8 protein-coding genes and 1 tRNA gene are annotated in these 16,446 nt (G+C 71.9%); 4 read left to right on the forward strand and 5 right to left on the reverse strand.

All coding sequences use genetic code 11. The features are described 5' to 3' along the window. Positions 1-159 precede the first annotated feature (159 nt). Both ACFVIM_RS01615 and ACFVIM_RS01620 read left to right on the forward strand, forming a co-directional pair. Positions 160-585: a helix-turn-helix domain-containing protein gene (locus ACFVIM_RS01615; protein WP_384297233.1), complete on the forward strand. Its 426-nt coding sequence runs from the start codon at positions 160-162 to the stop codon at positions 583-585. 487 nt (positions 586-1,072) lie between these two features. After that, entirely contained in the window at positions 1,073-7,177 is a 6,105-nt protein-coding gene (locus ACFVIM_RS01620; RefSeq protein ID WP_384297304.1) for a DNRLRE domain-containing protein, read from the forward strand. A gap of 241 nt (positions 7,178-7,418) precedes the next feature. Here the strand turns inward: ACFVIM_RS01620 and ACFVIM_RS01625 are convergent, their stop codons facing one another. From ACFVIM_RS01625 to ACFVIM_RS01645, 5 genes are all read right to left on the reverse strand, one after another. Then, positions 7,419-8,039 carry a response regulator gene (locus tag ACFVIM_RS01625; protein ID WP_384297235.1) on the reverse strand — a complete coding sequence of 207 codons (621 nt, stop codon included), beginning with the start codon at positions 8,037-8,039 and terminating at the stop codon, positions 7,419-7,421. Beyond that, a complete protein-coding gene (locus tag ACFVIM_RS01630) occupies positions 8,036-9,295 on the reverse strand; it encodes a sensor histidine kinase (RefSeq protein ID WP_384297237.1) in 1,260 nt (419 codons plus the stop codon). The genes ACFVIM_RS01625 and ACFVIM_RS01630 overlap by 4 nt, the downstream gene beginning before the upstream one ends. 99 nt (positions 9,296-9,394) lie before the next feature. Beyond that, the gene (locus tag ACFVIM_RS01635) at positions 9,395-10,159 is read right to left on the reverse strand and encodes an ABC transporter permease (protein WP_384297239.1); all 765 of its coding nucleotides are present in this window, start codon (positions 10,157-10,159) and stop codon (positions 9,395-9,397) included. Next, the gene (locus ACFVIM_RS01640; protein WP_384297241.1) at positions 10,159-11,094 is read right to left on the reverse strand and encodes an ABC transporter ATP-binding protein; all 936 of its coding nucleotides are present in this window, start codon (positions 11,092-11,094) and stop codon (positions 10,159-10,161) included. Before ACFVIM_RS01640 ends, ACFVIM_RS01635 begins: the two co-directional genes overlap by 1 nt. 778 nt (positions 11,095-11,872) lie before the next feature. Continuing rightward, positions 11,873-11,945: transfer RNA gene (locus ACFVIM_RS01645), tRNA-Arg, on the reverse strand. Positions 11,946-12,253: 308 nt separating this feature from the next. Here ACFVIM_RS01645 and ACFVIM_RS01650 point away from each other — a divergent pair. Together ACFVIM_RS01650 and ACFVIM_RS01655 are read left to right on the forward strand one after the other, a co-directional pair. Beyond that, positions 12,254-13,837 (forward strand): dynamin family protein, encoded by a 1,584-nt coding sequence (locus ACFVIM_RS01650; RefSeq protein ID WP_384297243.1) that lies wholly within the window; start codon positions 12,254-12,256, stop codon positions 13,835-13,837. A gap of 521 nt (positions 13,838-14,358) precedes the next feature. After that, positions 14,359-16,140, forward strand: a complete 1,782-nt coding sequence (locus ACFVIM_RS01655) for a GTPase (RefSeq protein ID WP_384297306.1) — start codon at positions 14,359-14,361, stop codon at positions 16,138-16,140. Positions 16,141-16,446 lie beyond the last annotated feature (306 nt).

Consider the following 16,446-nt stretch of genomic DNA (forward strand, 5'->3'; position numbering starts at 1 on the left):
GTCTGTTTGTAAACCGCACCCTCCCCCCCCCCTCCCCCCCCCGGCCCCCCCCCCCCCCCCCCGGGTGGCCCGGCCCCCCGGCGGGCCACCACGGCCCCCCTCGGCGTCCCGGTCCTCGGGGCCACCGAGGAGGACACGGACCCCGTACCACCGATCCTCATGACGCCACAGGAGCAACTCGCCCACGCGCTCGCCCACTTCGCCCGGCGCTCCGGCAAGACCTACCGGGAGATCGCCGCCGAGGCCCGGGTCGACTCCTCGTACATCTCCCGCATCCTCGCGGGGTCCCGCCGCCCGTCCTGGCCGGTGACCGCACGCCTCGTACAGGCGTGTCGCCGCGACGATCTGCTCGAAGCGATCCAGGAGTTGTGGAACGCGGCGGTCACCCACCCGGCCTCCGGTGCCGGCCACCCCCTGCCCGACCCGGGCCACCTCGTCTCCGGCGCCACCCCGCGGCCTTTCGCGGCCCGGCCGAACGCCCTCGACGCCGTCTCCTACGAAGCCTTCCGTGGCTTCCGGGTCGCCGGAGGAATCGACCCGGGCCCCCTCCGGGCCACTCCGAACGGCGAGATCATCCCGGAGTGAGGGCCTCCGGAGGGAGCGCCGTCCCCCTCGGCCCTCCTCCGGTCCGCGTCCACGCCGTCATCCGTGCCGCGAACCCCGCGCCCCGAACCCCGCGGGCCGTTCCGCACCCGCCCCGCGCCCGCCCCGGTCCGGGCGTCGCGCGGAGGAGGGCCGACCGTCCACGCATGCGACAATCCGTGCAACAAAACAGCCCCGCGCCAAGGGTGTTGCGACGATCGCGAAAGCCCCCCACGACCTGCGAAGACGCGCTCCGGCACGGGGCGGATACCCCATGCGGCCGTGGGAAGCGCCGATGTTTCGCCGCTGATCAGACACCCCATGGATCTCCCGGGACCCCTCACGCGAAGGGTCCATGACAAGGGAGGTCGGATTGTTGGACGCTCAGACCCCTCCTCCGGAGAGATCTGTTTCCCCATGGTCGCGCCGGAGAGCGCTCCCCCGGATCGCCCTCGCGGTGACCGGTCTGCTGGTCGTGGAGACCGCCTTCATGTCGGGTGCCGCGGCGACCTCCGCGCGTGAGGGCCCGTCCGCCCGGCCCGCCGCCGCGCCGGGCAGCGCCGTGACCGAGGCCGCCGACCTGGCGTCGGGCCTGCTCGCGGCCCGGCTCTCGGACCAGCGGGTGGAGGTGCTCTCCGACCGGACGGAGGCCACGACCACCTGGGCCAACCCGGACGGCACCGTGACCACGGACGCGGCCTCCGGCCCGGTCCGGTTCCGCGACGCGGCGACCGGCACCTGGCGTGACATCGACATCACCCTGAAGCGGTCCCGGGACGGGGTCGCCGCGGCGGCCCATCCGCTGGGGCTCACGCTCGCCGGGAAGACGGCCGTGGCCGGCACCGGGGCCCGTAACCCGGTGACCGGCCGGGCGGCGCGGCCCGCACCGCTTCCGCTGGTGCGGCTGGACGCCGGTGACGGCCGCGCCATGACGCTCTCCTGGCGGGGCGCGCTGCCCGAGCCGAAGCTGTCGGGCACGAAGGCCCGCTACCCCGGAGTGCTGACCGCCACCGATCTGATCGTCGAGGCGACCCGTACCGGTTTCGAGCAGTTCCTGGAGCTGAAGGACCGTTCCGCGGTCGGTCCCACCTCCTCGGTGACGCTGACGCTGAAGGCGAAGGGCATCAGGGCACGGGCGAACAAGGACCGCTCGGTCACCTTCCTGGACCGGGCGTCGGGCCGCCGGGTGGGCGAACTGCCCGCGCCGGTGATGTGGGACGCCACCGTGAACGCCACATCGGGTGAGCACACCCGCCGGGCCGATGTCGGCCTCAAGGTCGTCCAGCGCGGTGACGACATCGATCTGACCCTGACACCGGACGCGCGGTTCATCGCCGACCCCGCGACGAAGTTCCCGGTCACGGTGGACCCGGCCGTCAACATCGGCACCAGCTTCGACACCTTCGTCCAGCAGGGCACCACCACCGACCAGTCGGCCGCGACCGAACTGAAACTCGGCAACAACGGGTCCGGGCAGATCGCCCGCTCGTTCCTGAGCTTCCCCATGGCCCGGATCACGGGCAAGCAGATCCTGAGCGCCAAGCTCAACCTGTGGAACCACCACTCCTGGTCCTGCGCGGCCAACAAGTGGGAAGTGTGGGACACCCCCGGCGCCACCACCGCCAGCCGCTGGGGCGACCAGCCGGGCTGGAACAACCTGTGGGCCACGACGAGCGCCACCAAGGGACACTCCTCCGGCTGCGCCGACGGCTGGGTGAACCAGAACATCACCAGCCTCGCCACCGCCTGGGCCGCCAACGGCAACGGCACCAACCACCTGGGCATCCGTGCCACCGACGAGACGACCCCCGACGGCTGGAAGCGGTTCCACTCCGGTAACGCCGCCACCAACACGCCGTTCATCTCGGTGACCTACAACACCCCTCCGACGGCGGGCCGTCCGATGGCCGCGTCCCCCGGGCGCACCTTCCCGGCCCTGCGGAACTGGACCACGTCCACCACACCCACGCTCACCTACGCGGCCAAGGACGCCGAGGGCACCAAGCTCCGGGTGAAGTGGGAGGTCTGGGACGCGGTCGCCAACACCAACGTCCTGCTGCACGACCCCGGCACGGCGACCCTGAACCCGGGCAGCACCGCCAGCTACACCGTGCCCCCCGGTCTGCTCACCCACGGCAGGACGTACTGGTTCTGGGGCCGCGCCCACGACGGCAGCGCGTGGTCGGACTGGAGCCCGAAGTACACCTTCGCCGTCGACACGGCCAAGCCCGGCACCACGTCCGTCACCTCGACCGACTTCCCGGCCGGTGTCTGGTCCGGGACACCCGGCGCCGACGGCCGCTTCTCCGGTTCCTTCACCTTCACCCCGCCGGGCACGGACGTGCTGGCGATGGAGTACAAGCTCGACGCCGCGACCACATGGACCGAGATCCGCACCCTCAGCAGCCCGAACACCCGGACCCTGACCTTCCCCGCGGGCAAGCGCACCCTCACCACCCGTACCCGTGACCTCGCGGGCAACGCCTCCAACGAGACCACGTACACCTTCTACGCGGGCTCCGGCGCCGCGCTCCCCACCCCCGCGCAGGGTGACCGTCCGGCCCGCCGGGCCGCGCTCGCCGCCGAGGGCCTCACCAGCTACACGGGCGCCACCTACCAGTACCGCCGTGGCGAGACCGACACCTGGAAGAACGTTCCCCTCGCCGATGTCCGCACGGCGTCCGGCGGCGGCGCCGTCGCCGCCTGGCCGGTCCCCGTGACCGGAGGCAAGGCCGAGCGGCTGAACTGGAACCTCACCGACACCCTCGCCACGGACGGCCCCATCGAGGTCCGCGCCTCCTTCACCGACGGCACCTCCACCGCCGCCTCCCCGGCCAACGAGATCACCGTCGACCGCGACGCGGGCACCGCGCCCACCGAGGAGGCCGGCCCCGGCTCCGTCAACCTGCTCACCGGCGACTACAACCTGACCGCGAACGACGTGTCCCTCTTCGGCCTCTCCGTCTCCCGTACCGCCTCGTCCCGCCGGCCGAACGCCGGAGAACAACAGGTGGGGCAGGCGGCGATCTTCGGACCGCAGTGGACCTCCGGGACCGTCACCGACACCACGGGATCCGACTGGGGCTATCTGAAGCAGACCTCGGCCAGCAGCGTGGCCGTCGTCGACGCCGAAGGCGGCGAACTCGGATTCACCGCCACGACCGGCGGCGGCTGGAAGGCGGAGCCCGGCGCCGACGACTTCACCCTCACCGGCTCCCTGACCGGCTCCCTCACCCTGAAGGACACCGGGGGCACCGTCACCGTCTTCACCAAGCCCGCCCCCGCCGCCACGACCTGGCAGGTGGCCACCACGACCCTGGACGGACTCGGCCAGACCACCACCGTGGTCTCGGAGACCGTGGCCACGGGCGGCGCGACCCGCTCCCGCCCCACGCTGCTCATCGCCCCGACCTCGGCGGTCCCCGCCGCCACCTGCGCCACGACACCGTCCACCCGGGGCTGCCGCGCGCTGGAGTTCGTCTACGCCACCGCGACCACCGCGACCGCCTCCGCCCTCGGTGACGTCACAGGCCAGGTGAAGGAGATCCGCGGCTGGTCCACCGACCCGGGGGCGTCCACGGCGACCTCCAAGGTGGTGCGGAAGTACCGGTACGACACCTCCGGCCGACTGCGGGAGACAGACAACCCGCAGATCAGCCCCGCCCTGACCACGGAGTACGGCTACGACGCGGCCGGACGGATCACCACCTACACCCCGCCCGGTCTGCTCCCGTGGTCCCTCACCTACGGACAGGCGGGCAACGCCGCCACCGCGGGTCCCGGCATGCTGCTGAAGGCCAGCCGCTCCGGGCTCCAGCCGGGCACCGCCGACGTACCGTCCGGAACGGCGTCCACCAGCATCGTCTACGACGTACCGCTCACCGGCACCGCCGCCCCGCACCAGATGGGCGGCGCGGACGTCCAGGCATGGGGCCAGAGCGACGCGCCGACCGACGCCACCGCGGTCTTCCCGGCGGACTCCGTCCCCGCCGCGCACTCCGGCGGCTCCCTCGCCGCGGGCGACTACGCCCGCGCGTCCCTCACCTACACCGACGCCTCCGGGCGCGAGGTGAACGCGGCCGAGCCGGGCGGACACATCGGTGCCATCGAGTACGACCACCATGGGAACACCGTCCGTGAACTGAGCGCCGGGAACCGCGCGCTCGCCCTCGGCGCGACCGCCACCACCCAGGCCGCCCTGACCGAACTCGGTGTCATCGGCCTCTCCGCCAAGGACCGCGCGGAACTCCTCTCCACCCGCCGGATCTACGACGCCAAGGGCACCCGCGAGCTGGAGGAACTGGGTCCGCTGCGGCGAGTCACCTCCGCCGGAGCGGACGGAACCACACCCGCCCGGTCCTGGACCGTGAACGAGTACGACGCCGGACGGCCCACCGACGGCTCGGCGAAGGTCGCGAACCAGGTCACCAAGGTCTCCACCGGAGCCCAGGTGCTGGGCTCCGACACCATGAGCGACACCCGGGTGGTCCAGACGACCTACGACTGGGCCAAGGGCGTACCGCTCACCACCGTCAAGGACCCGGGCGGACTCGCGATCACCGAGACCAGCGAGTACGACACGCGGGGCCGGATCACCAAGCAGCGGCTCCCGGGCGCCTCCGGGAGCGACGCCGCGACCCGCGTCACGGCGTACTGGTCCGCCACCGGTACCGGTAGCTGCGCGGGACGGCCCGAATGGGCCGACCAGCTCTGCTCCACCGGCCCCGGCGGCGCCATCACCGGCGGCGGCGCCAACCCGGACCAGCTGCCCACCACCACGTCCGAGTACGACTGGTGGGGCAACCCCACCCGGGTCACCGAGACCGCGAACACCACCACCCGGACCACCACCGTCGCCTACGACGGCGCGGGCCGCGCGACCGGATCGACCCTCAGCGGCGGTACGGGCCAGGCCGTGCCGTCCGCCACCACCGAGTACGACACGCTGACCGGTCTGGTCACCCGCTCGGTCTCCACCACGGGCGGCACCATCACCCGGGCGTACGACAAGCTCGGCCGCCCGATCTCCTATACGGACGCGGACGGCGGTGTCACGACCACCCAGTACGACCTGCTGGACCGGCCGGTCCGGACCGGGGACTCGGTCCCGTCCACGGTCACCTACGCCTACAACACCACCACCGACCCCCGCGGACTGGTCACCTCCGTGACCGACTCCGTCGCGGGCACCTTCAACGTCACGTACGACGCCGACGGCTCCGTCGCCACCGAACAGCTCCCCGGCGGCTACACCCTCACCGTCAAGGAGGACAGCACCGGCTCGCCCCGGTCCCGGATCTACACCCGCGACAGCGACGGCGAGGTCGTGCTCTCCGACACCGTGAGCGAGTCCGTCCACCACCAGGTCGCGGAGCACGCGGGCTGGTCGAGCCAGGACTACGCGTACGACGCCATCGGGCGGCTCACCAAGGTGGCCGACACCGTCGGGGACACCTGCACCACCCGCACCTACAGCTTCGGCGCACGCACCAACCGCACCAGCCTGAACACGGCCACCGGCACCGCCGGAGCGGCCTGCCCCACGACCGGAGGAACCACCACCACCCACACCTACGACAGCGCCGACCGCCTCGTCGACAGCGGCTACGGCTACGACGCCTTCGGCCGCACCACCGACCTGCCCGGAAGCACCGTCGGCTACTACGCCAACGACCTCGTCCACCGGCAGACCGCGGGCGACCGCCGCCAGACCTGGCAGCTCGACGCCACCCACCGGCTCCGCTCCTGGACCACGGAGGAGAACACCGCAGGGACCTGGACCCCGACAGGCGCCAAGGTCAACCACTACAGCGGTGACAACGACAGCCCCCGCTGGATCACCGAGGACACCACGGACGGAACGGTCTCCCGCAACGTCTCCTCCGCCTCCGGCGACCTCGCCGCCGTCACCACGGCCACCGGCGACACCATGCTCCAGCTCACCAACATCCACGGCGATGTGGCCCTCCAGCTCCCGCTGACCCCGGCCGACGCCCCCGTCGTCCTGGACAACGACGAGTACGGCAACCCGCGCACCGGCCAGCCCGCCACCCGCTACAACTGGCTCGGCGGCCAGCAGCGCTCCACGGAGACCCCCACCGGCCTCACCCTCATGGGCGTCCGCCTCTACAACCCCGCCACCGGGCGCTTCCTCAGTCCCGACCCGGTCCACGGCGGCAACCTCAACGCCTACGAGTACGCCCACGCGGACCCGGTCAACCGGGTCGACCTCGACGGCATGTGGTCCAAGACGAAGCGCTACCACTGGGGAAGCCTCTATGTGAAGGTGTCCAAGAAGCGGAAATGGGGTGTTCCCTACCTGCAAGCCACTCTTGAGTTCCGCTTCAACCGGAGCTACACAGCCAAGATCGGCCGGAACGCCCACTTCTTCTATGGGCCCTTCTGGGCCGGTGTGGGGCACCTCGGAGTGCCGGGGAAGGTCATCGGCTGGATCGGCGCGGCCTACTCGGGACTCGTCCAGATGGCGGCGAACAGGGCGGCTTCCAAGAAGCAGTGCCTCACCGTCGGTATACGCGCCAAGATCCTCCCGGTCTGGTACTCGGCCAGCGTCTACTACTTCGGCAGACGCTGCTGACCCGGATCCGAACCAGGTGCCGCGCTCAACGGGCAGCGCCCGTGGTTCGCCGTGCCCTCAGCTCGCAGCGCCCGTGGTTCGCCGCGGGCGCTGCCCGCGCGTCGGGCCCGTGCCGGTAAGGCTCGCGCTCGTAAAGCTTCCGCCGGTAAGGCTCGACCGTATCGACGGGTTGGGGCCGCGCCGCGCCATAACGGCGTCGACGCCGCTCGCGAGGGTCCTGTCGCGTGGCGGTGACGGGGCGTCATATGAGCAGGCGACGGCGGTAGCCCTCGGCCACCGCCGCGGCTCGGTCACGAACGCCGAGTTTGCCGTAGATGTGTTGCAGATGGGTCTTGATGCTCGCTTCGCCGATGAACAGCGCCGCGGCGGCCTCTCGATTCGAATTGCCGTTCGCGACCAGTTGCAGTACCTCCTTCTCTCGATCGGTCAGTGTGCCGGCGCCGGGCCTTCGAACCCGCCCCATGAGGTGCCGCGTCACCGACGGCGCGAGCACCGACTCCCCACGCGCGGCCGCGCGGACGGCCCGCATCAGTTCGTCGGGCAGGGCATCCTTCAGGAGATATCCGATCGCACCCGCCTCGATCGCCGGCAGTACGTCGCTCTCGCTGTCGAAGGTGGTCAGGATCAGCACGCGGGCACTCGGGGCCCACTCGCGCAGGGCGGCGGTCGCGGCGACGCCGTCCATCCCGGGCATCCGAAGGTCCATGAGCACCACATCCGCCGCCCGCTGCCGCGCACGCTCGATGCCCTCGGCGCCGTCCCCGGCCTCGCCGACCACGACGATGTCCTCGGCGTCCGCGAAGGTGTCACGAAGACCGCCCCGCACGATCGGATGGTCGTCGACGATGACGAGTCGAATCATCGGCCGCTCTCCCCCTTCGCTCCCGTGTCCCCGGGGGTGATCGCCGGAACGCGCGCACTCACGGCGGTGCCTTCACCCGGCGCGCTCTGCACCTCCACATGACCACCGACCCCTCTGATGCGCTGGCGCATGCTGGTCAGACCGAAGCCGGTGCCGACCCCTGTCGCGAACCCGCGCCCGTCATCCCGCACGTCCAACAGCACCTCGGTGCCCGTGTACGACAGCGTGACACCGACGCGCGATGCCCCCGCGTGCTTCGCCACATTGGTCAGCGACTCCTGCGCGACCCGGAAGAGCGACACCTCGATCGCCGGGCTCAGCGGCTCCCGGGTGCCGGTGACCTCCATCCGCGCGCTGATCCCCTGGTCCTTGGACCACCCCTCGGTCAAGGTGCGCAGCGCGTCAGGGAGGTGCGCTCGCCCGAGCTCCCGGGGCGCGAGGGCCCGCACGGACCGCCTGGCCTCGGTCAGACTGCTGCGCGCGAGCCGAAGTGCCCGCGCGACGTGCTCCTCCGTCTCGCCCCGCGTACGCACACTCGCGGAACGCTCCGCCGCCTGGAGCTGGGTGATGATCCCGGCGAGACCCTGGGCCAGCGTGTCGTGGATCTCGCTGGCCAGGCGCTGCCGCTCGTCCTGTGCCCCGGACTCACGTGCCTGGGCGACCAGTTGCGCATGGAGCCCGGCGTTCTCGTGCAGTGCCGCCTCCAGTCGCTCGACGAGTTCCTCCCGTTTGCGCTCCTCCGGTTCGCTGCGCGCCGTCAGCACGATGCCCACTCCGATCGCCGCGGTCTGCACGGTGACGATCAGGAGGAACTCCGCGAGCAGGTCCGGGGCCGGGTGAGCCCATACGCGCATCGCCGAGCCGTTGAGGGCCACGGAGGTGGCCAGGACTCCGAGCACCCCCAACGGCCATGGCCTGAGCAAGTACGCGTGGAAGAAGCCCGCGATGGTGAAGACGAGGAAGATGTGGGAGTACGTCATGAGGGTGACGCACAGTGCGAGCAGTCCGACGAAGAAGATGCCCGCCGGCCCGGGCCGGAGCGTCCTCTTTCTGATGGGCAGCGTGTGACCGAACAGCACCCACAGCACCGAGACCGCGACCAGCCCGAGAACGGACACCCCATCGGGCCGGAAACGTTCACCGGAGGCCGGAAGCACCCATGAGAAGTAGATCGCCGCCGAGATCGTCAGCAGCAGCCACGGTGTGAGCAACTGCAGGAAGTCCCAGACCCGTAGCTGCTCCTCTTTCCAGGCCAACCGGGAGCGATGCGCGATCTCCGCCTCTTCCGCGATGGCCGATGCATACGTCCCGGAACTCGGGCGTTCACCGGCCCCGGCATCCCGCGTCATCGACATCTACTCCCAGCGGAAGAGCTTGGCAGCGATCACACTCGCGGTCACTGCGATAGCCGCCATTATGGCGATCTGCGGCCAGAAGGGCTGCCCACCGGCGGTGGCGGTGACCTCGCCCGCTTCGGCGGACCACGCCGAGGTGAGGGCCTGTAGTCCGGGCGGTATGAACTCACCGGTCTCGCGCAGCACGTCGGGCATGAGGACGCGGGGCAGGAAGGCTCCGCCGAAGAACATCAGCGCGACGAACAGGAGGGTGCCGATCTGGTTCGCGGCACTGCTCGTGCGGGCCGTGGCCGCGGAGATCATGCCGAGCCCGAGCAGCGCCGCGTAGCCGACGACGAAGGCGACGACGAACTCCAGGGGCCGCTCGGGCGGCGCGATATCCAGCACCGCCCACGCGACGAAGACCATGAGCGCCGCGGAGACGACCACGGAGGCAAACGCGACCATCATCTGCGCGAGCAGGACACTCCGTGGATGCGCCGGAGTGGTCGACAGTCTGCGCAGGACACCGCGCTCACGGTACGTCGCGATCACCGCCGGGACATGCTGCACGGCGATCATCACCATCCCGAACACCAGGGCGGTCGGCGCCCAGACGTCGATGGACCGGAGCCCGCCGGTTTCCGGCGACGACTGCCGGAGCGCTGGAATGGAACCCAGCCCGAGCAGGAGTCCCGCCGGGAACAGCACACCGAAGACGACGGTGGCGGAGTCCCGAAGGAAGAGTCGCGTCTCGACCTTGACCATCGTCCGGAGGGCCCGCATCAGTCACCCCTCCCCTCGGAGGGTTCCGGGGACTCCGGGGCGCGTCCTGTCAAAGCCACGAACGCGTCGTCGAGGTTGAGCTGGTCGACGCGGAGATCCTCCGCCACGACCCGCGCCCTGGCGAGAGCCCCCGCGACGCTGCTCAGAAGCTGTCCCCTGCCCGTGACCAGCCAGCGGCCCTCGGCGATCTCGACCCGGGACACGTCGGGAAGCCCGGTCAGGACACTCCTGTCCAGCGGTTGACTCACACGGAACCGGACCTGCCGCACCGCGCTCGACCGCGCGATCAGCCCCGCGGGCGTATCCACCGCGGCAACCCGGCCGCCGTCGATGACGGCGATCCGGTCGCTGAGGCGCTCCGCCTCATCCATGAAATGCGTGACCAGGAGGATCGTGACGCCCCTGTCACGCACCCGCTCCATGAGGCACCAGGTGTCGCGCCTCGCCTGTGGGTCCAGTCCTGTCGTGAGCTCGTCGAGAATCGCGATCCTCGGACCGCCGACCAACGCGAGCGCGATCGAGAGCCGCTGCTTCTGCCCGCCTGAGAGAGCCTTGTACCGCGTGTTCCACGTGTCGGTGAGACCAAGGAGCTCGATGAGCTCGCGCCAGTCGGCGGGGTTCCGGTAGAAGGAGCTGTAGAGCTCCAGGGCTTCGGCAACCTTGATCGCGTCCGGGAAACCGCTCTCCTGCGGCTGCACGCCGAGCCGCTCACGCACCTCCGCCCGATCCTTGACCGGATCGAATCCCAGCACGGAGACCGAGCCCGAGTCGGGTGTCCGCAGGCCGGCGATGCTCTCGACGGTTGTCGTCTTGCCGGCGCCGTTGGGCCCGATGATGCCGAAGATCTCCCCCTCCGCAACGGTGAAGGAGACGTCGTCGACGGCAACGTGCCGCCCGTAACGCTTGTGCAGATGGCGCACTTCCAATGCGGTCATACCACGAAGTTACGGGTGGACCGCACCTCGCCACATCGACCGTAGGGTCTGCGCGTGGGTGGATTTACGCCTCCACCGTTCGGTGGAGGCCCAGCACCTCGCGGAGCGTCCGAAGCCCCGGTGGCTGTCGTGCCATTCGTGGCCGCGGCACGCTGGCGACCGGGGGCACGGAGGCGGAACCGACCCGCTGGCGGAGGGGCTCAACCCTGGTGAGCCGGATGTCCTGGGGAGAACGGGGGGATCCTCGCCCGGTCCGTCGTCCTCGCCCGGTCTGTCGTCCGTTGTCCGTTATCCGGTTCGTTGTCCGGTCCGTCTTCCGTGTCCGGTCCGTCGTCCGTTGTCCGTCGGCGCGTGGCGGACCGCCCGCGCGGAGGAATGGACGGAACAGGAGTGCGAGTCCGCGATGGGGAGGCGTGTGGAGGACGTCCGCCACAGCCGGTTGACCAAGTGGCTCAACGACGGGATTCCGCCCGCTCCAGGTCCCTGCTGGGCGGGCAACGGCGTGGCGGTGCCGCTGTCGACGTACGCCGGATGCGTCGGTGGTCAGCTCCCGGATCTCACCAGGCGCAGGGAGGCTCAGGGGGATCTCCCGGAGCTGGAGTAACACCGCCCGGAACTTCGCCGCGGATTCACCGCGACCACCCGCGGAGACCCGGTGACGCCTGGACGGTGCCGGACCGCGACCGTGGTCACCCACGGCAGGTCCGGCGCTGGACCCTCGCCGCCGTCCTCGCTCTGACCAGCAAAAACACCCTCCCCGAAGGGAGGGTGACGGGTGCGCCCCCGGCAGGACTCGAACCTGCGGCCAAGTGCTTAGAAGGCACCTGCTCTATCCACTGAGCTACGGGGGCCGGACGCGTGGCCGCGGCTTCCGGAGCCCGGGGTCCGCGACTGGCCGGGGTCAAGGATAGGGCTCCGATCACCTCGACCCGGTTGCTTCACCTGCGTGGCACGATGTGGAGGTTCGGTGAAGCGAACCGATAATCGCAGGCGAGTGCGATTCCTGCACCGCTTTTCCCCGCTGTGGCGCCGGGTGTTGTGCACTCGTTATGCCTGCGCCCCACTCCTCCCCTCTGTACCAAGTGTCCGACCGGCGCGCAGACAGCGCCATACGCTTCAAAAAGACTCCAAAATTAGGCATTCTTCGCATGTGGTGACCTTGGATGCACGGCCTCAGCTCATCGACGCACTTACCGCCCTGCGCGACCGTGTCGCCGCCGTGCGTCTGCCCCTCTCACTGCCCGGCGCGCCCCGCGCCCGGCAGACGCGGGTCGAACTGCTCGCCCAGCTCGATGACTATCTGGTGCCCCGGCTGAGAGAGCCCGACGCGCCTCTGCTCGCCGTCGTCGGCGGCTCCACCGGGGCGGGGAAGTCGACGCTCGTCAACTCGCTGGTCGGGCGGCGGGTCAGTGAGGCGGGGGTACTCAGGCCCACCACGCGCACCCCCGTGCTCGTATGCCATCCGGATGATCACCACTGGTTCGCCGGGGACCGGGTGCTGCCGAGGCTCACCCGGGTCTGGCTGCCGCAGCGCGATGACGACGGCGAGGAGGGCGGGGTGGGGCGGTATCTGCGGATGGAGCAGGCGTCCTCGCTGCCCCGGGGGATCGCGCTCCTCGACGCTCCCGATATCGACTCGCTCGCCGTCGGGAACCGCCTGCTCGCCGCCGAGTTGATCTGCGCCGCCGATATCTGGGTGATGGTCACCACCGCCTCCCGGTACGCCGACGCGGTGCCCTGGCATCTGCTGCGCACCGCGAAGGAGTACGACGCGATGCTCGTCACGGTGCTCGACCGGGTGCCGCACCAGGTGATCACCGATGTCTCACGGCAGTACGCGGCGCTGCTGACCAAGGCGGGGCTCGGCGAGGTGCCCCGGTTCACGATCCCCGAGCTGCCCGAGTCCGCGGGCGGTGGCTCCGGGCTGCTGCCGACCACCGCCATCGCGCCGCTGTACGCCTGGCTGGCGCACCGGGCGCAGGATCCCGCGGCACGCCAGCAGGCCATCGGACGCACGGCCAGTGGTGTCATCGGGTCGCTCGGCAGCCGGATGCCGGAGCTGGCGGCCGCCGTCGCGGGTCAGCACGCCGCCGCCGTACGGCTGGTCGGGGTGGTCGAGGAGGCGTACGACCAGGAGCGGGAGCGGGTGAACCGGCAGCTCAAGGCCGGTGCGGTGCTCGCCGGGGACGCTCGGACCCGGTGGCGTGGATTCCCCCGGGACAGCTCGGCGGGGGAACTGCTCGACTCCCTGGTCGGCAGTCTCGCCGCGCTCGTCCAGTGCGCCGTCGCCGCCGCCGACGAACGGGTACGTGACGCCTGGCGGCGCGAACCCGGCGCCAGCGCCGTCGTCGCTCAGGAGCGCGTGGACCAGGAGGCCCCGGAACGCATCGCTCTGGTGATCCGGCGCTGGCGGCGGGAGCTGGAGGAACTCGCCGAGGAAGAGGTGGGCGCCCTGGAGATCGCCGCCGCGCCCGACGCGGAGACCGTCGCCGCGCTCGTCGCCACCTCCCTGCTCGGCGGGCGTCGTGCCAGGGGCGCGGGGGAGCAACTCGCGGAGAGTGTCGGGGTCCAGGGCGCGCTCCGGCTGCGCGACGGGGGAGGCGCGCTGATGGCCGCCTACATCGACACGGTCCTGCATACCGAGCGCGACCGCCGTCTCGCCCCCCTGGACGCGCTCGATGTCTCCCCCGAGCCCCAGGCCGAACTGATCGCCGCGCTGTCCGTACTCCAGAAGGTGAGGTGACGGCGGTGGCCGCCATCACGGACGACACAGACCGGGCCGGTGAGCGTGAGGAGACGGCGGGCCCACCCGCCGACCGCCTCGTACGCGACGGTTCCGCCCCAGGGCGGCACGACGCCGCGCGCGCGGTGCGGCGCGGAGCGGATGAACAGGGGGTCGGTGGGGGAGGCGGCGAGGAGCGCCGTGGGCGGGGCGATGGGGGAGCCGCGGGGACGGCTCGTGACGCGGCCCGTGGGTGCGGCGGCGAGGGAGGCCGTACGGAGGCGGGTCACCGAGCCGGTACGGAGACCGGGCGCCACCCTGGTACGGACCGGGAGCAGCCGTTCCGTAGGGATGCGGAGCCGCCGTTCCGCAGCGACGGGGAACAGACGTCGCGTACGGAGGAGCCCCGGCCCTCTCGTACGGAGGCAGGGAGCACGGCTCTTCCAGGAGGCGCGTACCCGAGGGAGACACACGAGGAGGACTCCACCGGCGACCAAGGAGACGCGCCGAGCGCCGGTGCCGACGTCACACCGCCCGTACACCTGCCTGGCGCCACCGAGACGCAGCGCTGGGACGACGGCCTGATCGCCCGCCGGGCCTCGCCGTCCGCCACCAGGGACGCGCGTGGGGACGATCTCCTCGGCGGAGACGACGAACACGTTCCCATCGGAGGTACGTACGGGGGATCGCTCCGGGTACGCCTGGAGGCCCTGCGCGAGCTGCTCGGACTCTCCCGTACCCGGCTGGAGGGCGGGGCGCTCGCCGAGGCCGGACGGGTGCTCGACGAGGCCGCCGCACGGCAGCGGCTCTCCGCGCACCACACCGTGGTCGCCATCGCGGGGGCCACCGGCAGCGGCAAGTCCACGCTCTTCAACGCGCTCGCGCAGGTACCGCTCTCCGAGACCGGGCTGCGCAGACCCACCACGTCGGCGCCGATCGCCTGTAGCTGGTCCGAGGGCGCGGCCGGGCTGCTGGACCGGCTGGCGATCCCGCCCCGGCTGCGGCGCAGACCGCTCGCGGGTGGCGCGGAGGAACTGTCCGGGCTCGTCCTGGTCGATCTGCCCGACCACGACTCGGCCATGGTCCGCCATCGGGAGCAGGTCGACCGGGTGCTGGCCCTGGTCGACGCGGTCATCTGGGTGGTGGATCCGGAGAAGTACGCCGACGCGCCCCTCCATGAGCGCTATCTGCGCCCCCTCGCCGGTCACGCGGAGGTCACCTTCGTCGTCCTCAACCAGGTCGACCGGCTGCCCGGCGACGCCGCCGACCAGGTCCTGGACGATCTGCGGCGGCTGCTGGACGAGGACGGCATGGCGCTGGGGGAGCACGGCGAACCGGGCGCCACGGTCCTCGCGCTCTCCGCGCTCCGTGGTGAGGGTGTGGACGAACTCCGCGAACTGCTGGGGGCGTTCGTCCAGGAGCGCGCCGCGCCCGCGCGCCGACTCGCCGCCGACCTGGACGCCGCCGCTGAGGGACTGCGCGCGTGCTGTGTCGCCGGCGGCCGCACTGGTCTGGACGAACAGGTGCGTGACGAGTTCGCGGCCCGGCTCGCCGAGGCCGTCGGCGCCACGGCGGTCGGCGAGGCCGCCGAGCGCGAGTGGCGACGGCACGCGGGCCGCGCCTGCGGCACGCCCTGGCTGCGGCTGTGGCGCTGGTACGAGCGCAAACGCACCCCGGGAAGCGCCCTGCCCGCGCCCGTCACTCCCGTGGAGGAGGAACCGACGGCCCGCCAGCGGGTCGAACAGGCTGTGCGGACGGTCGCCGACGAGGCGGCCTCCGGGCTTCCGGCGCCCTTCGCGCAGGCGGTGCGCGAGGCCGCTGTGCGTGGTGCGGAGGGGCTGCCCGAGGCGTTGGACGAACTGGCCGCCCACGAGGCCGCCACCACCGCCCAGCGTCCACTGCGGCCCGCGTGGTGGCCCGCCGCCGTGCTGGCCCAGGTGTCGATGACCCTGCTCCAGATCTATGGCGGGCTCTGGCTGGTCGGCCAGATCGCCGGTGTCCTGCCCCCCGGGCTGGTGGTGCCCGCGCTGCTGATGGCCGCCGGTGTCGTCGGCGGTCCCCTGGTCGAGTGGGCGTGCGCGGGAGCGGTACGGGGGCCCGCCCGGCGGTATGGGCAGGACGCCCGCCGCAGGCTTCAGGCGGCCGCCGCCGGGTGCGGCCGGGCGAGGGTGCTCGATCCGATCGCGGGTGAGCTGATGCGCTACCGCGAGGTGAGGGAGCAGTACGCGACGGTGGCGGGGGTGGGGGCAGGGGCGGGCATGCGGGCCGGGGCGGGGCCCGGGCAGGTGGTGGGGGGTCGGGAGCGAGGTGGGGGCCGGAGGTGAGGGGCGGTGCCGCCCCCGGCGGCGGCGGAGGCCAGGGGGAGGGGCGTGGCAGGCCACCGGGGTGTGACCGTCGAGGCGTGACCGTCCAGGGCGGAGCTGAGAGACCCGGGCGGGTGAGGAGGGAGAGCACAGGGCGGGAGGGTGCGGGGCGGACGGTGGTCGCGGGGTGGGTTTTCACTCGCCAGGGTGACGGCATTTTCCCCAGGCCAGGCGGTGTCCACAGGGCTCAGCGGGGGCTGGCGGACGGGGGCAGCATGGGGAACGGGTCGGCGGGGATCGGCCCGTGACCGACCGGCCGTGTGGCCG

This window comes from Streptomyces sp. NPDC057638 (assembly GCF_042800315.1).
In the GTDB taxonomy this organism is placed as follows: Bacteria; Actinomycetota; Actinomycetes; order Streptomycetales; family Streptomycetaceae; genus Streptomyces.